The organism is Rhizobium sp. F40D2, from assembly GCF_051810745.2.
GTDB lineage: Bacteria > Pseudomonadota > Alphaproteobacteria > Rhizobiales > Rhizobiaceae > Rhizobium.
This window is the reverse complement of record NZ_CM131436.1, coordinates 4,285,022-4,307,184: the sequence shown is the minus strand read 5'-3', so window position 1 is coordinate 4,307,184 and position 22,163 is coordinate 4,285,022. Positions and strand designations below refer to the sequence as shown.

Genomic DNA, 22,163 nt, shown 5'->3' with positions numbered 1-22,163 from the left:
TGAAATCTCGAGCTTTGGGGAATGCGCTCGGCATAGTATCCGGCTCGGGATAAGTCAGAGATCTGCATATCGACACGCTCAGGGTGAAGAGCAGGAACTTCCACTAAGGCGACAGATCGTGCGAGTATGCGATCTAAGGCCGCTGTAAGGCGCCACTTAGGGAGTTCAGAGCCGGCCGCGCGCTTGACGTTACCGAAGCAGACCTTCGCTGCCGAACTCGTCCCACCCTCTCAAGCCGTGCGCAGCATCTTCAGCCTGGGGATCAGCTTCTTTCACTTCCTGTTTTTTCTTCAATGAACGCGTCAGCTTCGCCTGGTAGGCGGCGCGCCTCCGGTTTTCTGCTTTCGCCGACGCGTCTTCCTCGCGCCATTCATCCACGGCCCCGCGATTGAGCAGGTCTTCGACGACCCGCGGATCGAATACGTGGAAAGTGATCCGCCGCGCTCGGCCCTGAAGCCTGACGGTTCGAGTTCCAGCGCTTGGAAGACGCCCGTCCTCCAACCAGCGCTTCCTTTCAGAGGAGTTTATTCCCAGAATGTCCTCGATCTCGCGCGGGATGATCGGAAGGTCAGCTATGCCCTGTAGGGATTCGGAGACAATCGAAGAGGTCGCGCGAAACGCTGTCTTCGAAGTTTCCGGCATGACGAGAGTAAGTTCGCCCGACTGGATATCCAGCGACTTCCTGACCGCGGGAGCCAGGCGAGACCGTATTTCCTGCAGGATTCCCTTCACCCTGACAGCCGATCCAAGCGTCGCCTCCACCGGGAGCGACCACTCTTTGATCAGCTCAGGATCATCGCTATGCGCTTTTGTCTTCGTCTTGGGCATACTGGAGCAAATGGCATCGGGAGGGGCGAGCGTCAACGGGCTGCCTGTCATGGATGGCTGATAATCAGTGCCGGGTATCTAGCAGGGGCAGATCGTCGTCGAAATTGCCATTGCTGGCGGCATCGTAGGTGTTCACGCTCCGACCACCGCCTCGGGTACCGAACGCCGTTAACTGTACCATGATGGCGCGTGCGCGTTCGACCGCAGCCTCCTCATCGATATAGGCGGCATCGGCCACATGGACGGTAACGGCATCGCCGTCGTCACCAATGAAGTCAACGCGCCAACCGCCGTCTTCATGGGCAACTTTGGTGTTCGTCAAATGCATGCGATCACCTTGCCTTCCGGCCTTTTAGATCCGCTTCGAGGCTCTTCCGGAGAGCGTCCATGATGTTGATGACGTTGGACTTCGATGCAATCTCGGATGCCTTACCCTTGACCGCTTTCTTTGGCTTCAGCGCCTTCCTCTTCTCCTCGATGAGCTTGAGCAGGCTGGTCTGGATAGGATCGCTGGCCATCTCCGGCGACCAGTGCGCCGACCTCTGCTTGATGAGCTTCTGGACGAGAGGAACGAGGTCAGGATCCGCCTTATCGTCGATATCTTCGAAGTACGAATCCTCTGGCCGCACCTCGTCGCCGAACCGCAGGCTCCAAAGAACGATGCCTTCATCATGCGGTTCCAGGATGACGGCGCGTTCGCGGCGGCCGATCACTAGCTTCGAGACGCCGGATACCTTCTCCACCTTCATGGCGTCGCGGATGACAGCAAACGCTTCATTGCCGACCGGGTCGTCAGGCATGAGGTAATGGGGCTTCTCGAGATAGGTCCACTCGATGGAGTCTGCGGGCACGAACTTTTCGATGTCGATCGTCTTCACCGTGTCCAGTGCGACCCGGTCGAGATCGTCGTCCGTCAGGATGACATAGTCATTCTCGCCGCGCGCGTAGCCCTTTGCCTCGTTTCCGTCCTTGACGGGCTTCCCGGTTACGGAATCGACGTATTGCGAAACCACTCGGTTCCCGGTCGACTTGTTCAGCGTATGGAAGCGAACTTTCTCGGACTCCGACGTCGCCGGGGTCATCGCAACGGGGCATGTGACCAACGACAGCTTCAGATACCCCTTCCAATAGTAGCGAGGTGCCATGATCCCGGTCTCCCGTTAGCTTGCCTTGCGACGCGGAGCAGCTCCGGAAGGGGCGGCTTTCGAGGCTACTCCGCGCGCGGCGCGCTCCCGACCAATGCCTTTGTTGGCGTTGGCGGCAGTGCGTTTCGGCTTGTTGTCTGCGGCCTGGAGCAGCCCGGCGCTCTCGCGAAGGGCGGCCAGCAGATCGTTCGGCTTCGAAATCTCGACCTTTTCCGGTTTTGGAAGCGCCCTGCCTTCTAACTTGGCCTTCACGAGCTCGGCCAAGGCGGCCTCGTAGCGGTCGTCAAATGTCGCAGGATCGAACTCGCCTCTCTTTGTTGAAATGATGTGCTTTGCGAGGTCGAGCATCTCGCCTTCGATCTTCAGCTTCGGCATCTCCTCGAAAGCCTTTTTCGAGGAGCGGACTTCGTAGTCGTAGTTGAGCGTGGTGGCGATCAAGCCTTTGCCGTGGGGGCGTATGAGCACCGTCCGGACTCGCCGGAAGAGGACGGCACGCGCGATTGCCGCCACCTTGGACCTCTTCATGGCCTCGCGGAGAGCGACGAAGGCGTCGGCGTTCATCTTATCCGGTGTGACGTAGTACGGCTTGTCGAAGAAAATGTCGTCGATCTCGCTGCAGGGGATGAACGCCTGCACTTCCAGCGTCTTGTTGCTTTCCGGGATCGTCGAGGCCACTTCCTCAGGATCGATTATGATGTACTGCCCGTTGTCGATCTCGAAACCCTTCGTCTGGGCCTCGCGCTCGACGCGCTCCTCGGTCTCGCTATCGATGTAGACGCGGTTGACCCGGTTGCCCGTCTTCGCATTGATCGTGTTGAATGTGATGCGCTCAGACGTGCTGGCGGCGGTGTAGAGCGCCACGCCGCAGCTTACCTCGCCGAACCGTAAGAAGCCCTTCCACTGGGCCCGATGTCCCGATGCCATGGATGCACCCTCCGAATCACTTAGGTCGCGATTCAAAGACGTGTCAAAGCGATTCGTTCCGACATGAGACGAATCATTTTTCAATGAGTTAGGGGTTCTTTTTAAGGTAGTGAGTTGTCTCTCTGTCTGGTTGCACGAAGGATTGTTGATAAAGGCAATGATCGCAGAAAACAGCACCATCGCTGAGATGGCCGGCCACCAGCAGCCTCCGGTCAACCACGTCGCCGTGTTCCTGGGAACTACCAGAATCCCTGCGAGTTTCTTCTGCGATTCATAATCGAAGGAGAAGCTCAATGGCACAGTCATCCCGCGGACGCGCTCAGGATCGCGCGAAAGTCGCAGCAGGGCAGGACCACGAGGTCAAGCACGAAGCCAAGAAGGAAGGTGTCTCGAAGGATACCGTCAAAAAGGCGATCAAGAACGCAGGCAACTCCCGAAAGAAGGTGGAAGCCGAAATCGGCCGCCACTAGACTGCCAAAGTTCAGCTCTGCTTCACTCGTGTCTGGCCCTTTAAAAGGGGCCGGACACCCAGAGACTGTAAACTGCTATGCCCTGAGCGAAATCTTGCGGCGACTCATCCGGTTGGCTAGCTTGTCCATGCTCGCGCCGTCGCGCCGTTGCATTGGCTGCTTCGCTGCCGCAACATATCCCCGAGCATGCTTCCGCTGACCTGAAAAGGATCCGACATGCTTGCTGAACCTCATACGACACCGGAAACAAACCCCGTCGACGCAGCCATGGCCTGGCACGGAGGTGATCCGCGGGCGACAATCGATGCTCTGCTCAGGGATCGCGAACGACTGTGCGAACAGCTTGCCATCGCTCGGGCATGCATTAGTAGGGGCTACACGCGCGGGTGGCAGCCCGGCGGTAATCTTGGGGGATGATGACGATTACTGCGGAGGGGAGCAGCGTTCCAGGATCCGTTGCAGAACTGGTGAGGGCGGCGAACGAAGTCGAGCGCCTGCCTGCCGGCGAAATCGAGAGCTTGTTGCTTCGTGCGGCGACCGCCGTGCGCGATCTGCGTGAAGAAGCTGGCATCCCTGGAAGTGGTACCGAACGCGATGCAATCGTCCGTTTGGACATCGCCGCAAATGGCGTCGCGACACTTTCGAATGCGAACGTCTCGGCAATCCTTCGCGAAGCGGCTGACATGGTCCGGACGCTATGGATCGTAATCGACAGCGGGACGATTGTCAGCTTGACGCGGTCAGGGTCGAGGAACAGCGATAGTTCATGATCGGCGACGCTGGCCGCGACGTTTCCCAACCAGATGTCCGTTGCCCGCCTAGGCGACTTCTCGTACTCTCATCAACGTGCCGAGTGTAAATGGCCATTCTCTTCAAGACAACGATCAGCGAAAACTCCGCGTTCGAGAGGATTGAACAGGCGCTGTCAGGCGCCCACCAATATGACGGCTACCTCAATGCGGTCAGCGATGGGGGCGAGACTGCACTTTCCTGGGGGCCGGCAATGCATGCCGGAGAGTTCAAGTCAGAGGTCAGCGAAATCCTCCGGCAGACCTGGGACGTTGCCCGTTTCTGGGTCATCTACGAGCGCCGCGAAGACCGGAAGGATCCGGACGCCACGGACATCCGGAACGCGGCCTTCCGCCTGACCCGCGGATATAGCGGTGTTGTCGTCGTTACGCTCAGCCTTCTCGGCAAGCGCGACAGTGCCAACGACCTGGAGCTAGTGTTCGTTTGCTTTGAGCAGGATTTTCACAGGAGGAACTTTCGCGTGCGCTACGAGGGGAAGCCGATCCCAAACCAGGATTGATGCTTCACGGACACGTGTGGCTCACGTGTGCGACAGTTTGCGTTGAACTTGAAGGTTAGGGCAGGGGCAGACATTGAAGGGCATCTTCGACACCAAGCGTGATTCCGGCTATGACGATGAAATCGCGTTCCGATACCACTTTCCCAAGGCGTACCGCGCCGTCGCTGAGACATTGGTCGGCGGCCGGATCGTCTATCGGGAGCCACAGCGGAACGGTGGACGTCGAGCTTACGTGGCCACCGCCAGAGTGGTGGCCATCGAACAGGACTCTGCCAATCCCGGCCATGCCTACGCCGTGATGGCTGAATACCAGGAGTTCGATAAGCCAGTGCCGTTCGTGCGCGACGGGCGTTATTGGGAAACATCCCTGTCGTCGATTCCGGATCGCACCCGCGTCGGCGCATTTCTTCAAGGCAAATCAATCCGAACAATTCCTCAGGAGGACTTTGCGGCGATCGTGCGAGCTGGGCTCGTGGAAACTTTGATGCCCGACAACGCCATCAGATTGGAACTTGATCCGCAGCACGTCGATGGTCCAACGCGGGAACTTCTCAATCTTCCGCTCGAGGAACAGGAGCGCCGGATCGACCAGATCCTGATGAACCGCAAGATCCGAGAAGCCAGCTTCCGACGCAAGGTGTGCGACGCCTACGACAGCCGATGTGCGATTACGGGGTTGAGGATCGTCAACGGCGGCGGCAAATCGGAGGCGCAAGCCGCCCACATATGGTCGGTGGCGGACGGTGGGCCGGACGTCGTTCAGAACGGAATTGCTCTTTCCGCGACCGTCCACTGGCTGTTCGACAGGCATCTGATTTCGCTGACTGACGACTACCGGATCCTCGTTTCACACAACAAGGTCCCGTTGGAGCTCAGGACGCTGTTCGCGAAGCAGATGGATCGAATCCATTTGCCTGCCGACGACAAGTTGTGGCCTCATCCGGCTTATGTTGCGCGGCATCGAGAAAGGTTTAGTTCGGTGTGAGGCAACCTGCGCTCATCGCCGAAGCTGGTTCTACCGTGATGCAGGCGGGTAGCACAGTTTTAGAAGAGACAAGTCCTTTATGCTCATCGGGGCTGTTCGACGTCTGCGCGGCGCGTTTAGGCCGTTGACTTTCTGAAATGTGTTCCCTATATGTTCCAAAATGGCACACGAGTTTCGAATATCCACCATCCGTTGAACTGAACGCTGCTTACGCGGCCGGTATCATCGTGTGTTGGATTTTCGAACATGGAAAAGCATGCTGCTGACCACTCCGTTCTCGACGCTGCCTTTCGTGAAGCGTCGCTAAAAACCTTCTTTCCCCTATCAACCGTCCGCTGCCCTGATCGACCTGCGTTCAGGAACCAGATCGCTCGCGATCTTGGCTGCCTGCTGGATGTGGACGATACGGTCGTCGCCTGGTCCTGCCTTTGCTTCGGCGCCCACGTCGAGGACCGGGTACATGTGGTCGATTTCATGGTCGACCATTTCGATGGAACACGTGAGTTTCTGGACGTCGCCGAGTTCTTCGGAGACCCCGCGGTAACGGAGACGCTCGCCTGTATGAAGCGGCGACACCGGTTCGTTACCCTGGGTGAAATCTATTCCGGACATCGGCTTCAGAATGCCAGGGATCTGCTTCGTTATGCACGGCATCGCACGCCCCTCAACGATCGCGTACGACTGCTCGCCGCATTGGACGAGGCCGGGTCCATGACGATCGGCGAAACGTTCCACCTTTTCCGAGAGGTGCCGCCTCTGACGGCGATCGCCTGGATGACGCTTCACCGGTTCATTTGCGTCGATTTGGACGAGGCGCTGATCGGGCCTGAAACCATGATCCGCCGTCACAGCAACGAGGTGGCGCGATGAACTTGCCCCGCTCCGCTACTATGACCGCTGCAAGCGCAACCTACGGCGTCGCGCTGAAGGCTGCGATGAGGCTCGGAGGCGCCTTCCGGAAAAGGGTGAGCACCCGGCAGACCGTGGTCATCTTGAGGTTGCCTTCGAACGCAGATGTAAGAGGCTATGAAACCGCGGCGGCGCTGCTGGTTAAGCGCACTCCCGAACTCGCTGGTTTCCTGGTTTTCAGAGCAGACGTCACGCGTAGGGGCGTTCTCGACGTCAGGAACCTGGAAGACGCTCTCGACATCGGTCGTCCTGTCATCTTCCTGTGGCCCTCCGCTTTGAAGGTGCCCACCCACATCGTTGCCGCTGCGGACATGCTCGTGGACGTGCATCCAGTCCGGCCGTACCATCTCGTTTCCGCGGTCAGGCAAGTCGAAGGACGGACGTTGGATATCGGCCAGGCGGCCAAGCTTCTTGAATACCCTCTCGCGTCGGTGTTCGCCTCGCTGCGCGCCGGACGTCCCGTCGACTTGGTTCTGGAGCGTCTTGAGGCGTCCCGCCCCGCGCCTGGTTCGCCACCTTCGGGTCCGGGCCTCGACCAGCTCGAGGGCTACGGGGAGGCCCGAGATTGGGGACTGTCGTTGGCGGAGGATCTTCGAGCTTGGGGCAGGGGTGAAATCCAATGGTCGGAGGTCGACCGAGGCATTTTGGTCAGCGGGCCTCCGGGATCGGGGAAGACGCTGTTCGCCTCGGCGCTGGCGCGTACCTGTGGCATCGAGGTCGTGGCGACGTCCGTTAGTCGTTGGCAGTCGATGGGACACCTTGGAGATATGCTGGGGGCCATGCGGAAGAGTTTTCACGAGGCTGCTGCAAAGAAGCCGTGCATTCTTTTTCTCGACGAACTCGACAGCATCGGTGACAGGGCAGCGTTCAGGGGCCACAACGCCGAATACTCGACCCAGGTCGTAAACGGCCTGTTGGAGCTTGTCGACGGACATGATCGTCTTGAGGGCGTCGTGGTGGTGGGAGCAACGAACCATCCCGAGAAAATCGACCCGGCTCTCTTGAGGGCTGGCCGGTTGGATCGGCATGTCGCCATCCTCCTTCCGAATGCCGAAACAAGACGATCGCTGTGCCGGCAATATATTCGCGATGACATGACCGAGACCGATCTCGAAACGCTCGTCCATGCCACCGCCGGATTCAGCGGCGCTGACTTTGAACGGATCGGACGTGATATCCGGCGGCGGGCGAGAAGGGGCCGAACTGAGATCACGGTCGGCCTGGCTTTGTCAGTGTTGCCGCCCTTGCTGAAAATCGAAGGGGAGCGGCGGCGAACGGTGGCTGTGCACGAGGCAGGCCACGCAGTCGTCGGTATCCAAGTCGCGGTCGGAAGGTTGGATTCCATCGTGGTCGCCCGCGACGTCCCTAGGGCCGGAGCGGCCGCGGGTTTCGTTCACTTCGTTCTACCTAGCGACGTCGAGCGGGACAGACAAACGTTCTTGAGCCAGATCGCGATGCTGCTGGGAGGAAGGCTGGCCGAAGAGGTCATTCTCGGATCCGCCTTCGAAGGATCCGGCGGCGAGGGATCCGATATCCACAAGGCGACCGACCTCGCAACCACGATGGAGGTCCAACTCGGCATGGGCGAGACGTTAGGATACTTCCAAGCACGTTCTTCCGCAGACTTGGACGAAATTCGTCGTCGAATTCCTGCCGTACGTGAGCGCGTGGAAAAGGTTCTTCTCAAGCAGTGGAAGCGCGCGAGAGCCATTGTCGAGGAGCATGCCGACATCATCGAACTGGTGGCGTCACAGCTCGCGGCGACTGGACGTCTGGAAGGGGCGGAAGTCGCACGGATGCTGTCGATGAAAGGGCAGGAGAGGAAGCCATGACGGATGTACAAGAGGCTTCCTGGAAGCTCGTCGTAAAGGGCCTGAAGTGCAAGGCGGTTGTCGGCCGAAAGGAGTTGATCGCCCAAGTGCTGAAGGACGTCGGCGGTGACGCCGCTACCGTTCGACGCGCGAGGAGGTTTCTGCTGACGATGTCGGTAGACGCGCTCACCGGAACGCCACGGTTTATCGACGTTCATGGAGAGGGCGAAGTCTGTTTGATCTCGTTCACCGATCTTCTTGAAATCCTCGCCGACCCTCCGCCAACCTTGGCGGAGGTGATGGGGCGTCGCACGCAGTGATACTCCTTAAGGAAGAAACCGATTTCGTTGGCCTAGCTACGAAGGGGGCCGTTGAGTCATTTCGGCCCTTCGCACCAACCATCAGATCCAGAAGCCTACGCCGGTGTCACCATTTTCGAATGAAGGGACGGGACGATGGGCGGAGCGTCGACAAGAAGCCGCATAGATGGATCGTCGACGCAGCCTCGCGCTAGGATGACAGAGTAGTCGAAATCCTTCCCAGTCAGCGCCGACCTTGTGGCGAGCCCAATGGCATGACCGATCACGGGCGGCACCGCATTTCCGACCTGACGAGCGCTCGCGTCCTTGCCGCCGACGAAATCCCAGTAATCCGGAAATCCCTGAAGTCGCGCACGCATTCGAAGAGTAAGTTGAGGAAGGAAGCCGGGGCCGGCCAAGTCAGCCTGCTGTTGCGTTGGCGCGGCGTCTGCGACGGTGGCGATATCGATGCCCTTTGCAGCCCAGCGTGCAGCTTCCTTCTCGCGCGAACCTCCCTTACGCCCGACCACGGTCGAGGCCAACGCGCCCCGCTTCTCGACGCCGTCGCGAACGACTACATGATTGCGGCGGGCTTCCGCCCATTCCTTGGCGCCTGTCCAGCCATTGGCGGTCATCAAGTCTTCAAGAACGTCTCCCAGGTTGGAGCGCCAATGAGGGAAGGTCGGCGGAGCTCGGAAGGCGCCCATAGCTGCTTGGCGCATTCCAACGAATAGCATCCGAGTCCGCTCTTGGGCGACGCCATACTCTTCCGCTTCCATGCGTAGGATTTGAACCGCATAGCCAGACTTCTTCAACTGCTTCAAGAAGTTGCCAAGGTGGTCCGCATGTCTGGCGTTCAGGAGCCCGGCTACGTTTTCGAAAACGAAAGCCTGTGGGAGGATCTCCCTGACCGCACGGGCGCCTTCAAGAAGCAGATCTCTAGGATCGTCTTTTCCCAAGCCCTTGCCATCGATCGAGTAGGGCTGGCAAGGCAGACCTCCGGCCAGAAGGTCGACGCCCATCGACCTGTAGGGAGTGAAATCCACTTGACGGATATCGCTTTCGACGACGTTCCACAGGGGTCTGTTCAGCCGCAGCGTAGCGGCGGCGTGCTTGTCCAACTCGAAAAGCGCGAGGGGGTGAAACCCTGCTTCTTCCAGACCTAGAGACATTCCACCCGCGCCTGCGCACAATTCGACCACGTTCAGCTTTCCAGTGGGTAGAGAGGTGAGCGGCGCCGGCTCTGCGATGACGACGTCGAACGAGATCGGCGCGATGGTGGACGTAATTGGCTGAATGCATCCCTGGAAGTGCGTCGCCCATTGCGCTTCAAGGCTGGATCTGTCGAGAGCCATCCCGAAATCCCCGCCGAAGCGCCCTTCGGCCAGAGCCCTGATCGCCGCGTAGGCGAGCGACAGACCACGTTCGCCCCCATGCATCGGCAGTCTGAAGATGTCCGCGAGCGGAAGGTCGTGCGAGCCATATGCAGATACGAAGTTGGGAAGCAGAGCTTTCGCCAAGGTTTGGATGCGCGCGTGGGCGATCAAGCGGTCCTCGTCAGCCATGTCCTTCGGGCGATATGCATGGAGGAGAGAGGAGTTCGGCTGCAGCCTTATCGACGGCGCGAGTGGCTTCGAGCGCTCTTCGTCGCGCGGACCTTGCCGAGCTCCGGAAGCCCGAGGATACCGACTGCTCGGCGAACGTCCTCTTCCGGTTTCGAAGATTGGCACGAATGGCCGAGACATCCCGCGACCCCATCGTGGCCCCACCGGCAATCCGGGATATGACCTCGGTTCGCGTTTCGTCGTCTGCCGAAGCCAACGCTTTCAGAACCGGAAACTGGATGCGTGCTTCGCGTAGCAACGCCTCAGAACCCTTCAAGTTCTTATTGACCTTCAGAAATGTGCCTGCTTCGGCTACATCCATTTCGCAGCCGGCATGAAGGAAGATAACGATTTCCTTCGGCGACAAATACTCATGCAGCCCTTCGATCTCGTCCGCCATCTTGAATAGCCGGTCAGATATCTGCTTTTGCAGGCTACGGATCGCCTTCTTCGCCCTACTGAGGGCTTCGTTTTTCAAATCAGTCATGGTGCAACGTCTCGTATGCAAAATCGGACGTTTGATAACGGTACATATGTTGCGGGAGGGGCAAAATGGCCGTTAAAATTGTTTGCAACTTCAAATTTTCAGCTTCGTCAGCTTCTCTCGGCGGCCGCGCTCGGGTCGCTGTAGATTTCCGCGCCGCTGTACCGAAGAACATCGTAGTCGTTCAGAACCAGATTTCGATCGCGAACCCGATCTCTGGTGAAGGCTTCGGGACTAATATGAAAGTCGCGGCCATCGCATTCGACCACCATTCTCGGGTGCGCTTGGCATCCACCTCAGGAAGTCGGGCCGATGTGGGATATCGCCGCAATAAATTGTCCGCTGAACGAAGCAAAAGACATGATGGTCGCACACGTAGAATGGGAAGCGATCGTATGCGTCGCAGCGGTCCTGTTCGGACAGCCTACCTTTAGAGACTTGCTAAGACCGGCACGCTGGTACGTCCACGTCGATTTTCCAGACCGAACCGGCGGGCCTTTCACCGAGGCCCTTCAGCAGCGCCGCTGACCTAGCCGGAACTTGCCGCGCCACGGCGGCGACTGAGATATGGTTCCCTAGGTAGCACAAGCTCGGCCGGTGAGGGCTAGTCGTGCTCGCCCCTGAAGTTTCCCCGACTACGAACGAACTGATCCGGCTCCTTTTCGACAGCATTCGTCACTCTCAGAATGCCTTCCAGACTTATCGTAGCCGACACGTGCCATCTGTTCCTCCTCCGCTCGTTTGGGACGGCAGGATCGCCGCTCCAGATGTTGTCCGGTCTGCCCCGTTATGATGATGTCGCCGCAGCACGAAGGTCCATCAAGTTCGTTTCGCCGGTCAGGAAGTCGCCGGACTTTTGGATGAACGCGAGAGACACTTCGCGCAGTTCGCAATACTTGCGGCGGAACGCCTCGAACGATCCTTCTATGTCGTCGGCATCCAGGGATCTGACGACGGCTTTGACGACCTGCTTCCCCGTCCAGAGGATGCCGTCTTCGTCGGCGACGGTACTCACCTCGATTGGAACGAAGAAGCCAATCCAGTTTCCTAGGATGTTGGCTGGACAGACAAGAGCTCCTCGGTCGCCGGGCAGGTCGGGCGGCACGTCTCCGGCGCTTCGGCACTGGAAGGTCGCGTTGACGTCCTTCAGCAATCTGGCGATCAGCCCGATGTTCTTTCCTTGGAGCAGGAGTTCAGAAAGAGTGAAGCTCATATCGCTCAGTCTGGCTGCAGCGGAGATCGTCTGCAGGCGTTCAAGTAGCTTGAGAAATCTTCTTTCCTGCCTGGTGTCGAACACCATATCCGCGTCAGAGACGTCGAACTGTATCGTTCCGGCGAGGCCGTCGGCGGCGAACATCAGGGAGAACTCGGCCCTTCCGAGGACCAGACCGAGCTCGATGAATCCTACCCAGTCATTTAGGGTATGCCGGGTTCCGGGACCGTACTCCTGAGCCTGCGTGAAGACCCAAGTCTTCGACCTAATGACGAAGTCGCCGTACGGCGTCCGTGCCATCAGGGCCGGCGGTACCCCTTCGAATATGTTCTCGGGCACGACCGTGAAGTTCGACTGAAGAACCACTCGGCGCGGTTCGTCGGCGGCGAAGGTGTGGATCGCCGTCGAGCCCGTGAGGTGGGCGCTCGGCAGAAACTCGATAGTGGCGTTTTTGATCGTATCCCAGGGCAGGTCGATGTTGAACCGACGCTCGGTAATGGCTACGTCGCTGATGTCGAGTGGCTTCAACCCAAGCAGACTCTCGGTGATGTCGTCGGGAGCATGTGGCAGCGAGAACTTCATGTTATAGCGATTGGGCTCGAATCCGAGCTCTTCCAGTTGCCGTCGCTTTTCCGCAGCGTAGCCGAGCATGCCGCCTCCCGCGAATCCCGCGAAGGCAGCGTAGACGTCCGGCGCCTTACGCTCGACGCGGTCGCGAGGAGCAAGCTTGAAGGAAATCGTTCGCTCGTGCAGTCGCGGAGCATTCAACTTCGAGGCCTGGCGCAGTGCCTTGAGAATTCGACCAAGCTGTACGTGGGCCAGGTGGACAAGGTGTAGATCGACGATCTCGTCCTGATCGTCGATTCGCAATATGGCGACGGCGGCTGGCCGCGTATCCTTTGCGAGGCGCTCCGCGACCGATAACGAAAGCCGGGCAGTATCGTTTTTAGCGAGGATCGTCTTTACCTGGACGACGATCTGGATGGGAGGAGGCCGCCTGTCCATCGAGACGAAGCCGCCGGATTCGGCAAGCTGAAATTCGACGACGAAGTCCTTTCCAGTCCTATCAGGATCGACCTTGCTGCAATGAAGCTTGGCCTTTCTGCACAGGGTCCTGAATTCGCCCTCGCCAAGATCGCCGATCCGATCAAGTTCCTCTCCTTGGGGAGTCATTCTCGCCACCGGTCAGTCCTTATCATCGTCGTATTCGATCTCTCGCAACGCCCTTGTCGCGTCAGCACGGCGCTTTTCGGAAAGAATTTCGTGGTCCATCTCCGCCAACTGCTGTCTGGCGAACCGCGCGACCGTCTCGTCCTCCCCTAGCCAAGGCTCGAGAAGCGTCTTCTTGCTTCTGATATTTTCTACGAAACCGAATTCTCCGTGGACGACGCCGGTGTTTCGAATGCTTCTTGCCACGCCATCCTTGACGTCCTCGTCGTCGGGGAACGTCCGGAGCAGTTCCTTGAGGATCCCATGGGTCTCTGCTTCCCCATGGTAGTTCTGCATCACGGCGACGACGAATTTCGCGTCCTCGGGCCGCCCCTTCGCGACCTCGGACAGAAGAGTCGCCGCGAATGCTTCGGTCATCTTGGGGAAGGCGGCCGTCAGCACCCGACCACCATAGTAGCTAAACAGGGTGGATGTCTTATCGAACCACGCTCGGACCTTGGCGACTGCGAGGGCTGCGTCCGAAGAGAGCGTGACGACGAGGCGGTGAAAGCGGTGCGGAGCTGCTTTGTACCTCGTTCCCTCAATGCCCTCCTTTGGGTGGTCGAGCCGGCGGCCCAGGTAGTCCCACACGCAATCCAGATGCGTCTCCCCCACATAGGAGAGGACGCGATCGACGTCGGATGTCACTTCCGGGAATTCGAGCAGGCTGTCGAGGATCAATCCTGCATCGCCTCGTTCGAGTTCCTCGAAGAACCGCGTCCTGTGCGGCATAAACGAGATCCTCACCCACCGAGGATCGCTCGCGGCAATGAGATGGCGGATCGCAGGACGGAAGAAGTCGTCATGGGAGGGCGTGCCATCGGGGAAATTCCGCATAGCGAAAAGCAAGCATTCGGCGACGGCTGCCCGATCGTCGTCCTCGATAGCGCGATGGAGTAGCCGCGTCAGCGTGTCGACATCCTCCGGCTTGGAGCTAGTCCAGTGCGCAGCTATCGACCAGAGGTGGCCGCGCTCTGACAAGAAGCGCTCAAGGATTCGTCGGTACACCGTTTGATCCTCCGCCTTGAATAGTCCGTTGAGGAACGGTGCAAGGAATCGCAGCAGATCACCGTTGCAGTTGTCCAGCATGAAATTTGCGATGTTTGGTTTCCGTTGCGACAGGCAGCCAAGGAACGTGACCAGCCTGGGGAACGTCGCGACGTCGTTCGACCTTGTCGCCGCACAGCGCTCGAGGAACGCGAGCCAGTCGGTCTGCGTTTCCGGAACGGCTTCGGCCAGCATCAATTCGAGCTGCTCGTCCCTGTAGGTCTCGACACGGTCATGATCGTATTCGCGATCGTCCCATTGCCAGGGCATGACGCCCTCGAACCCCACGAGCACCTTGTACCGCTCGTAGGTTCGGTCCGCGTTGAAGCGGTCCCGCAACAAAAGGATGGCATTCTTTAGCGCGGCAGCCTGAGTTCGGCATTCGAATGGGTCAGCCTCGGCGGCCAGCCATTCCGAGGCGCGATAGTAGTCGTATAGGGCGGCGTGCTCTATGGTTTCCCGAAGCTCGTACGACAGGTGATCGGCCCGTTCCGCGAAGAACTCGACTATCCTCAGATTGTCGGTCAGACTTTCCCGGACGAATTCCCCGCTGGGGCCGTTCCGGCCCGACCGGGTGGCATTCTGCAAGGCATGGAAGACCTCACGTCGATCGCGATCGTTCTCGGCGCTGGCGAACAGAGCGAAAAGTGCGGACAAGGCGCGTTGTCTGAGTTCGCGCACCTGGGCCACGGGCACCTCACCGGAATTGATCGATACGGAATCCGCCGACCAGGTCGTCGAAGTAGCCTCCGCATCGAGAAGACTCTTCCACACCTCGGTGACAAGCGGCCGGACGTCCGTGGCGACGGCGTTCGGATCACCGACGACGTCGGCCAGGCGATATTGCACTCCAGGGCCGACCTGCTCCCAGGCTCCGAGGTGATATCCAGCCAGCCGTCCGACGATTTCCACGATCCGCGCCCGGCGTCGTTCATCGGTTTCGTGGGGGAAGATCTGTTTCAACGCAAGGAACGAGTTTTCAACGGCGGCGTACTTGTACTGATCTATGACGTCGATCACCTTGTCGATGATCTGCTGGCTGTCGTAGCCCTCGAACGAAGCAAACGGCGTTCCGAGTGGCATTGTTGGAGTGGTCCGGGCTTGTTCCGTCGCGCGGACCAGCACATCTAGCGTCTCGGGGAAGATGGAAGGTATGTCGTCGTACAAAGGAAGGAGATCCTCGGCCAGGGATTGGACGAGTTCGTAGCGCCGGTTGTTATCCTCGGCCGCCGTCAGGGATTCGAGCACGTCCTGATCGAATAGCTGCTTTCCGGCGACAAGCCGCTCGTAGTCCTGCTGGACGCGTTGGAACTCGTAGCCAGCAGGAACGAGATACTTGTCCATGATGCGATTGAAGCGTCGCTTGATCTGCTGAAGAGCCTCGTTGCCGAATCCTTCGCGATTGTCCGCCTTGTAAACAATATCATGTGAAGTTTCCGCCCAGGCGTGTATCAGGATGGTCTGTATCTGGATCTCGCAGCGCATTCCCGCAAACATGCGGTACTCGGGGAGTTCGGCGCGCGCCGCGTTCAACGAGACCGTATAATGGATCGCCTGGTAACGGACGTCGCCGTTCTCCTGCACGGGGTGGTGAACCTTGGTCGCCTTCCGATCGACGTCAAAGTTGTCGAAGACGACGCTTGAGTTCGTGAAACGATTGACGTCATTGTTCGTGTAGAAGATCAGCCGAACACCTGCGAGGTCGCGGCGGATGGACGCCACGTCGGGCGCGCCGATGTCGCCGGTCTCCTCCAGCCGCTTTCGCAAGCTGGCCGGCATCTTCGCTCGAGCTTGGATTGACTGTGGCCGAGGCAGGTCGCCTGCTGCTGCGATGGCGCTCTCCAGCAAGTGGCGCACCGTCTCTGCAAAAGATTGATACCTACCGAAGTATGAGCGCTCGTATTCGTCGATATTCATCGGAAGACCTTGGTTCTATACTTTTGAAAATACAGAACCTTCCGCCCGGTCGCCATTAGGTTCAACCATCCCCAGAAGGTTTCTCACAACTTTACCAACATACAAAGCTGGAAGAAGCTCGGAAGCAGGATCGAGGGTCTTCGCAGCGAGATCGCGATCCTCAGGGAAGCTTCTGCATACGAGGGGCTTCACTGACTCGCCTTGCGAGATTGACAGTTCATCTGATACTCGAAATCTAGCATTAAAACTTGATATCGAGTTTAAAAACTAAATATCTAGTTCAACCCCTGAAAGACTGGCTTTGTTCGAGAGTCGCCAGGTCCGTCAGATGCATGGCGTCATCCTGCCTTCCTTCCCTTGAGATCGGCTTCGACGCTCTTTCGTAGAGCATCCCTGATGTTGACCACATTCGACGTGGGTGCGGCTTCGGCTGCCTTGCCTTTGGCGGCCTTCTTCGGCTTCAGGGCCTTCCTTTTCTCATCGATGAGCTTGAGCAGGCTGGTCTGGATCGGATCGCTGGCCATCTCAGGTGACCAGTGCGCCGACTTCTGCTTGATGAGCTTCTGGACAAGCGGAACGAGCTTGGGGTCCGCCTCTTCGTCGATATCCTCGAAGTACAGATCCTCTGGCCGCACCTCGTCGCCAAACCGCAGGCTCCAAAGAACGATGCCTTCGTCGCGCGGTTCCACGATGACGGCGCGTTCCCGGCGGCCCATCACGAGCTTCGAGACGCCGAATACCTCGTCCGCCTTCATGGCATCGCGGATGACGGCGAACGCCTCGTTGCCAACTGGATCGTCAGGCATGAGGTAATGGGGCTTTTCGAGGTAAGTCCACTCGATGGAGTCGGCGGGCACGAACTTTTCGATGATGTCTTCACCGTGTCCAATGCCACCCGGTCGAGATCGTCGTCCGTAAGGATGACATAGTCGTTCTCACCGCGCGCGTAGCCCTTGGCCTCGTTCTCGTCCTTCACGGGCTTCCCAGTCACGGAGTCGACGTACTGCGAAACCACTCGGTTCCCAGTCGCCTTATTCAGCGTATGGAAGCGAACCTTCTCGGACTCCGACGTCGCCGGGGTCATCGCAACGGGGCATGTGACCAGCGACAGCTTCAGATACCACTTCGGATCAGATCGGGCTAAACTCGACGAACTCGCATTGCATATGGTCCGATCTCGTCTTCTGCCAGTCGTAGACATATTCGCCTTGATCGACTGCCGAGCAACTCAACCCAGGCAGCACAGTGCCCGATGGATTTGTAGCAGCTTTCCGGGCAACGTATCGCCAGAAGAGACCGGAGGTGTCGGATTGATCCTTCTCGAACCGCGAGAGCTCTACTACGCCGCACGGGCCTCCGGGCTGCGATGAGACTACCCACGCGCCGCCATTGGCGAAGTCAGAGACCCAGACGAATTCCTGCGTGAATGGGTTCGAACTGACTTGGCATGTTCGAAGATCCTTGTCGTGGTCGGCCTTTGTGATCTTCAGGTAGTTTTCCTCAGTCGGATGATCGCACATGCCTGCGAGAGCGCGGAAACTGTCGAGCATACTGGGGTTCGCCTTCGCGTCCTCTCGCAGACGGATCATGCCTTCAGTGAACTTCGTAACATCCGTCGCGATTTCAGGATTACGGGCGAGGGCGGCATCAATCGAAATCTGACCGCTGGCCATGCCGAGCCACACGCTCACCAAGTTGCATCCTTTGGGATCGGAGAATTCCTTCACAGCACCCGGATAGTTCTTGCGAGCGTCAGCGAGCTTCTTCTCCAGGTCGGCTGCCTTCGCCTTCTTGCGGACAGCGGTCTGGATAAAGTCGCACCGGAGCCGCTGCTGGTCCTGCTGGAGGGCGCAAGTGTAGCTCAGCGAGGAATCTTCCTGCTGGTTGTAGAGCATGCCAGTGGTGGGATACTCCGCGGCCAGGGTGGTGGAGGCAACGAGTCCAAACAAGCAGGCAAGTGGTGATATCATGACGTTGCTTCCCCCGATTTTAGGCCCCTTGTTTCAGTTTCCAGTGCCAAGAATGTTGGAAACAGCGCCATCCTTCTCGTCGCCGTCTTTCGCACGCGCCGCGATGTTCGACTTGATTCGGTCGACCATTATTTGAAGTTCTGGCCTGATGGCGATGGTGGCAGCGCGCTCGCCAGGCATGTTGATAAACAGGCGCATTGCGGTTAGTCGGGTAGCCACACTGTCGAAAATCGTTCCCGGACGAAGGATCTCGTACATTGCAGTCGCCGACCATCGCGACGGATCGGCGTTCTCGACGTCGATAAGGCATCGGTATGTCATCCCGTCCGGTGGTATCATGGCGCTGAGTTCATTCCGTGCATGGCGGGAGCACAGCACATCCCACATCACACTTCGCTCGGCCTGGCTGTACTCGCCGTACATCTCTCCCGACCATTGGAAGTCGAGCATTCCAGGCGATCCTTCGCCGTCGTAGCCGTATTTGTTGCGAGGTTTGATGGAATGATAGAGAGCTGTGTCGAAATTCTTCTCCTTCAGATCGACGCCTTCGCATCGCTCGACCATCAAAGGCTCATCGCTGCCCATGATGTTGCCAAAAAACTTGTCCTCGCGCAGTTCTCGACTGTCGCATCGGTCGAACGTGAGCTTGATGCGGACGAGGCGATCCTCGTAAGCATACGCCTCAACGGTTGCCTCTCGTCCGATGGTGCACCGGATCGAAGTCAGTTTGTTCGACGAAAATGCCCGCTCTCCATCGTAGTCGCTCGTAGGGTCTGGTTTCCCGCCGATGGAAATGATGCCGAAACCCAGCGTATCGACCGGATCGAAGAGGCTGTCGGATAGAGTAGTGTCTTTGTTGACCCACCTTACGGGAACCGTGAAACCGCCTGAAGCGCAGCGTCCGGTCTGACCGAGCGCTGCCTGCAGCGCAGATGGAGATTTGCCAAGTTGAGCTGACCAATCGAATGCTTGAGCCACCACGACCGTCGGCATGAAAGCCAGTAGCGCTACTGCTGCGATTGCAAACCGCATATCCGTCCCCGTCATTAAACCCTGAGATTGTGTAGCGACTTGGACAGCCGTCAACAAGATGCTCGGGATCGACCACATCCCGACGTGCAGAGCGATGGGGTAGTTGTGATCTTCTGGCCGCCGCGCGCTGGTCACAGTGTGGCCATGCAACGACAGTCAGATTTGAGACATGAGGTACTATCGAGAGCCGATGCCGCAATTTCTTTTGAAATCTATCGCGCCGCGTCCTTGGCAAGGCCTCGGAGAGCCAAAGCGATTTTTTATTCAGAGGAAACTGGATTCTTTCGTAATGGTCACGGTCAGGATCCAATTCTTTCACAAAGCTTGCCGTGACGTACATGGAGCTGTTGTCAGCGCATGGCGCGCATGCCGCGCGGATCTGTCCATATTGCCAATCCGGTGTCGACGGCGCCGGGTTTCATCATCGGCAACGTCCCTATCCGGCGGACAACGACAGGCGATCGCGATCGCACGTGCCATTCGTTGGAAGGCCAACATGGTCATCCTCGACGAGCATACCGCGGCGCTGAGCGTGCCCGAACAGAACAAGGTTCTCGAACTGAGCCGCCAACTCGCGTCTCAGGGCGTCGCTGTCGTCTACATCACCCACAACATGGACGACGTGATGCGCGTTACCAACCGCATCGCCGTCATGTATCGTGGCAAGAAGGCGGGCGAACTGATCACCAAGGACACGACGCAGACTGAAGTGGTCCACATGATCATGACAGGCCGCGCCAACTAACTTCACGATCTTAGGGGCGCTTCGCTTCGGTGAAGCGCTCCTCTGCATTCGCGGCACGGTCTCGCGCAACACGGAGACGTTAGCATCCTGAGGCGATACTCCGATCGCATCGGTTCTCAACCAAGAAGACCGTTGAGTACCTTTATCAGGTTCTCCGCGCGATCCAACGTCTTGGTCGTCGCCTCGTCCTTCTGTCCCAGCGCGTCGGCATTTTGCAGAAGCCATTGTGCTGGCGTGAAGTGATTGAACACTGGCACGCTATCCGGAAGCAGCCTGAAATAAGCCTCCGCCTTCTTGACCAGCCGCTCCGTCTCCTGATCTGCCTCCAGGAGCTTCTTCGCATCGAGAGCCTGAGCGCCGACGAGGCCGTAGGCGCCGTTCACGATCCGGCAGAAGACGTCGGGCTCGAATAGGTCCTCAATATCCGCTTCTTCCTGATCGACGAAGTTCGCTATCGAAAGCACGCCGCCTTTCTTGATGATGTCCGAATTCCGAAGTGCTTCGAGCTTGTTGCGGTCCTTCTTCGTGTAGTCCGACAAGGCGATCACGTCGAGATTATTGCCGGCAAACAGCAAAACGAAGGATTGGATCTTGTCGATGCCGCCGGCAGGACACATGACCCACCGGACATCCAGGCCAGTACGACCTCGTCTCGTCAGTTCGGAAGACAACGCTTGCAGATAGAGGATGTCGCCGGGACCCTCGACCAAAACCGTATGCTTTCCGACGAATAGCGACTGCGTCAGCGAATACCCCAAGGCCCCCTGGAGCGGAAAGATCGAATCCTTGTCCGCCTTCAGGACGTCCTCCCGAACCGTGGTGCCGGTCGGCGTCCTCCGGCCGCGTGCATCGACGTTCACCAGGTCTTCGACGATGCGCGAAGCCATCAAGTTGTCGTGCGGAACCATGAACGGGGAGTGCGTAGAGTAGATTATCTGATGATGCGGCGCGAGCTTTTCGGTGAAGTATCGCAGCAGATCGGCCTGGGCGAGGCCGTGGAGCGTCAGGCCAGGCTCGTCGAGCAAGAGGAATACCTTGCCTGTCGCGTCCTTTTTCACCCGATCGAACTTTATCAGGAACGAAAAGAACCAGGTGAATCCTGCGCTGCGTTCCGAAAACGAAGTGTCCGCCTTGTGAAGCAGATTATAGATTCGAGCGCGTCCGACAGCTCCAGCGTTGAAGGGCGCAGGGTCGTCGGACAGGCCTTCGTTCACGCTCACCCGAATTTCGATATCCTGGTTCTGCGTCCAGTATTCCAGAATTTCCTCGGTCAGCACATTCGACGCAGCTTGGAGCTTCGCGTTGAAGCTTTCAAAGGTCGTAGTCGAGAGGATGTCGGAGAGCGTCACGCCCGAATATTCCAGGAACTCCCAGAAGAGGCGGTCGCCGCGGAGGTCTTCACGGTTGAAGAGCTCTTCATTGTCGGCATAGGCCTTCAGGATCGGGAGGTGAACAACGGCATTCATACGGTCGTAGTTCGAGAAATACATGAACTGTGGGAGATGCCGCTCTAAGATTTGCCGAGCTTTGCTGACTATTGATTTCAGGGGGTACGCGGACACGACGTCCAGTAGCGCTTTATGCTTGGGATTCGCCGCGAGCTCCGTGAGCTTCGCGACCAGATCTCGGGAGTTGCTCGGGTTGCCAACCTGACTACGCTCAGGTGCAGAAAAACCGCATTGCGAGATCAGATGCGAAATCGCTGCGGCCTCGTCGATCGGCAGCCGCCAGTTTGGTCCAGAACGCTCGTACTTTCTCGAGATGGTGACGGTGTCTGCCGTAATGCTGTCAGGTCCGAACTCGGCCTTCAGTTCCCTAACTTCCCTCTCATCGAGTTCCCAAATCGTAGACACGACCTCTGCGTCGTCTCCACCATGGCGTTCAGCGTACCGAGCGAGATACCGCTTGGGATAGTCGCGTTCGAGTTCATAGTCGAAAGGTGTTGCCGGGTGAGGGTTGATGCCGGCAAGCGCTTGAAGGATTGCGGTCTTGCCTGCTTCGTTTTTGCCTACGAGACAGGTAAGATGCTCGAGGGTGAAGTTTCCAGAGTCTTCGACTGAACGAAAGTTCTGAACTCGAGCTGATTTCAATTCCATCGCGCACCTCATAATACAAGGCAGGGAAGCATTCTCGAAACAATAGCCTACTTTCTGATTGAAAGTTTACTGAAAATACCGCAGCTCACAGGGAATTATCGTGGGCTAACATAGTTTATCCGCCGTCCGGTTGTCCTTTCGGCTGGGGTATCACCGCAATTGGTCA

General features: G+C 58.3%; 20 protein-coding genes and 2 pseudogenes. 10 read left to right on the top strand and 12 right to left on the bottom strand.

The features are described from left to right. Nucleotides 1–189: 189 nt before the first annotated feature. The 4 genes from ACS4RS_RS20980 to ku (ACS4RS_RS20965) form a co-directional block, all read right to left on the bottom strand. Nucleotides 190–828 carry a hypothetical protein gene (locus tag ACS4RS_RS20980; protein ID WP_439011792.1) on the bottom strand — a complete coding sequence of 213 codons (639 nt, stop codon included), beginning with the start codon at nucleotides 826–828 and terminating at the stop codon, nucleotides 190–192. A 64-nt stretch (nucleotides 829–892) separates the two neighbouring features. Further along, nucleotides 893–1,156, bottom strand: coding sequence for a hypothetical protein (locus ACS4RS_RS20975; protein ID WP_439009415.1), 264 nt, complete (start codon nucleotides 1,154–1,156; stop codon nucleotides 893–895). Between the two features lie 4 nt (nucleotides 1,157–1,160). Next, nucleotides 1,161–1,973 carry a non-homologous end joining protein Ku gene (gene ku / locus ACS4RS_RS20970; RefSeq protein ID WP_439009416.1) on the bottom strand — a complete coding sequence of 271 codons (813 nt, stop codon included), beginning with the start codon at nucleotides 1,971–1,973 and terminating at the stop codon, nucleotides 1,161–1,163. A 15-nt stretch (nucleotides 1,974–1,988) separates the two neighbouring features. Then, the gene (ku, locus tag ACS4RS_RS20965; protein WP_439011793.1) at nucleotides 1,989–2,897 is read right to left on the bottom strand and encodes a non-homologous end joining protein Ku; all 909 of its coding nucleotides are present in this window, start codon (nucleotides 2,895–2,897) and stop codon (nucleotides 1,989–1,991) included. A 293-nt stretch (nucleotides 2,898–3,190) separates the two neighbouring features. On the opposite strand from ku (ACS4RS_RS20965), the gene ACS4RS_RS20960 reads away from it, so the two are divergent. The 7 genes from ACS4RS_RS20960 to ACS4RS_RS20930 all read left to right on the top strand — a co-directional run bounded on the left by ACS4RS_RS20960 (nucleotide 3,191) and on the right by ACS4RS_RS20930 (nucleotide 8,701). Then, complete coding sequence (locus ACS4RS_RS20960) at nucleotides 3,191–3,367, top strand: DUF3606 domain-containing protein (RefSeq protein WP_439009417.1); 177 nt, start codon at nucleotides 3,191–3,193, stop codon at nucleotides 3,365–3,367. A gap of 413 nt (nucleotides 3,368–3,780) precedes the next feature. Beyond that, nucleotides 3,781–4,137 (top strand): hypothetical protein, encoded by a 357-nt coding sequence (locus ACS4RS_RS20955; protein WP_449313809.1) that lies wholly within the window; start codon nucleotides 3,781–3,783, stop codon nucleotides 4,135–4,137. Nucleotides 4,138–4,226: 89 nt separating this feature from the next. Continuing rightward, nucleotides 4,227–4,676, top strand: coding sequence for a hypothetical protein (locus ACS4RS_RS20950; protein WP_439009418.1), 450 nt, complete (start codon nucleotides 4,227–4,229; stop codon nucleotides 4,674–4,676). Nucleotides 4,677–4,749: 73 nt separating this feature from the next. After that, nucleotides 4,750–5,661 (top strand): HNH endonuclease, encoded by a 912-nt coding sequence (locus ACS4RS_RS20945; protein WP_439009419.1) that lies wholly within the window; start codon nucleotides 4,750–4,752, stop codon nucleotides 5,659–5,661. Between the two features lie 246 nt (nucleotides 5,662–5,907). Next, nucleotides 5,908–6,531 (top strand): hypothetical protein, encoded by a 624-nt coding sequence (locus ACS4RS_RS20940; RefSeq protein ID WP_439009420.1) that lies wholly within the window; start codon nucleotides 5,908–5,910, stop codon nucleotides 6,529–6,531. Continuing rightward, nucleotides 6,528–8,402: an AAA family ATPase gene (locus ACS4RS_RS20935; RefSeq protein WP_439009421.1), complete on the top strand. Its 1,875-nt coding sequence runs from the start codon at nucleotides 6,528–6,530 to the stop codon at nucleotides 8,400–8,402. The genes ACS4RS_RS20940 and ACS4RS_RS20935 overlap by 4 nt, the downstream gene beginning before the upstream one ends. Further along, complete coding sequence (locus ACS4RS_RS20930; RefSeq protein ID WP_439009422.1) at nucleotides 8,399–8,701, top strand: hypothetical protein; 303 nt, start codon at nucleotides 8,399–8,401, stop codon at nucleotides 8,699–8,701. The genes ACS4RS_RS20935 and ACS4RS_RS20930 overlap by 4 nt, the downstream gene beginning before the upstream one ends. Before the next feature lie 95 nt (nucleotides 8,702–8,796). Here the strand turns inward: ACS4RS_RS20930 and ACS4RS_RS20925 are convergent, their stop codons facing one another. Both ACS4RS_RS20925 and ACS4RS_RS20920 read right to left on the bottom strand, forming a co-directional pair. Beyond that, nucleotides 8,797–10,245 carry a DNA (cytosine-5-)-methyltransferase gene (locus tag ACS4RS_RS20925; protein WP_439009423.1) on the bottom strand — a complete coding sequence of 483 codons (1,449 nt, stop codon included), beginning with the start codon at nucleotides 10,243–10,245 and terminating at the stop codon, nucleotides 8,797–8,799. Next, a complete protein-coding gene (locus ACS4RS_RS20920; protein ID WP_439009424.1) occupies nucleotides 10,238–10,771 on the bottom strand; it encodes a hypothetical protein in 534 nt (177 codons plus the stop codon). Before ACS4RS_RS20920 ends, ACS4RS_RS20925 begins: the two co-directional genes overlap by 8 nt. A 65-nt stretch (nucleotides 10,772–10,836) precedes the next feature. Between ACS4RS_RS20920 and ACS4RS_RS20915 the strand changes: the two genes are divergently transcribed. Then, nucleotides 10,837–11,202, top strand: coding sequence for a hypothetical protein (locus ACS4RS_RS20915; protein ID WP_439009425.1), 366 nt, complete (start codon nucleotides 10,837–10,839; stop codon nucleotides 11,200–11,202). Nucleotides 11,203–11,555: 353 nt separating this feature from the next. Here the strand turns inward: ACS4RS_RS20915 and ACS4RS_RS20910 are convergent, their stop codons facing one another. From ACS4RS_RS20910 to ACS4RS_RS20890, 5 genes and pseudogenes are all read right to left on the bottom strand, one after another. Continuing rightward, on the bottom strand, nucleotides 11,556–13,163 hold the full coding sequence (locus ACS4RS_RS20910) for a hypothetical protein (protein WP_449313808.1): 1,608 nt from the start codon (nucleotides 13,161–13,163) through the stop codon (nucleotides 11,556–11,558). 3 nt (nucleotides 13,164–13,166) lie between these two features. Then, nucleotides 13,167–16,154, bottom strand: a complete 2,988-nt coding sequence (locus ACS4RS_RS20905) for a GTP pyrophosphokinase (protein ID WP_439009427.1) — start codon at nucleotides 16,152–16,154, stop codon at nucleotides 13,167–13,169. A 338-nt stretch (nucleotides 16,155–16,492) separates the two neighbouring features. After that, nucleotides 16,493–17,238 (bottom strand): annotated as a pseudogene (ku, locus tag ACS4RS_RS20900) (non-homologous end joining protein Ku). Nucleotides 17,239–17,284: 46 nt separating this feature from the next. Continuing rightward, nucleotides 17,285–18,124 carry a hypothetical protein gene (locus ACS4RS_RS20895; protein WP_439009428.1) on the bottom strand — a complete coding sequence of 280 codons (840 nt, stop codon included), beginning with the start codon at nucleotides 18,122–18,124 and terminating at the stop codon, nucleotides 17,285–17,287. Between the two features lie 33 nt (nucleotides 18,125–18,157). Then, the gene (locus ACS4RS_RS20890) at nucleotides 18,158–19,156 is read right to left on the bottom strand and encodes a hypothetical protein (RefSeq protein WP_439009429.1); all 999 of its coding nucleotides are present in this window, start codon (nucleotides 19,154–19,156) and stop codon (nucleotides 18,158–18,160) included. A 351-nt stretch (nucleotides 19,157–19,507) separates the two neighbouring features. On the opposite strand from ACS4RS_RS20890, the pseudogene ACS4RS_RS20885 reads away from it, so the two are divergent. Together ACS4RS_RS20885 and ACS4RS_RS20880 are read left to right on the top strand one after the other, a co-directional pair. Further along, nucleotides 19,508–19,591, top strand: a pseudogene (locus ACS4RS_RS20885) (competence/damage-inducible protein A); the annotation flags it as partial. 61 nt (nucleotides 19,592–19,652) lie between these two features. Next, nucleotides 19,653–19,901: a hypothetical protein gene (locus ACS4RS_RS20880; RefSeq protein ID WP_439011887.1), complete on the top strand. Its 249-nt coding sequence runs from the start codon at nucleotides 19,653–19,655 to the stop codon at nucleotides 19,899–19,901. Nucleotides 19,902–20,017: 116 nt separating this feature from the next. Here the strand turns inward: ACS4RS_RS20880 and ACS4RS_RS20875 are convergent, their stop codons facing one another. Then, a complete protein-coding gene (locus ACS4RS_RS20875; protein WP_439009430.1) occupies nucleotides 20,018–21,997 on the bottom strand; it encodes an AAA family ATPase in 1,980 nt (659 codons plus the stop codon). Nucleotides 21,998–22,163 lie beyond the last annotated feature (166 nt).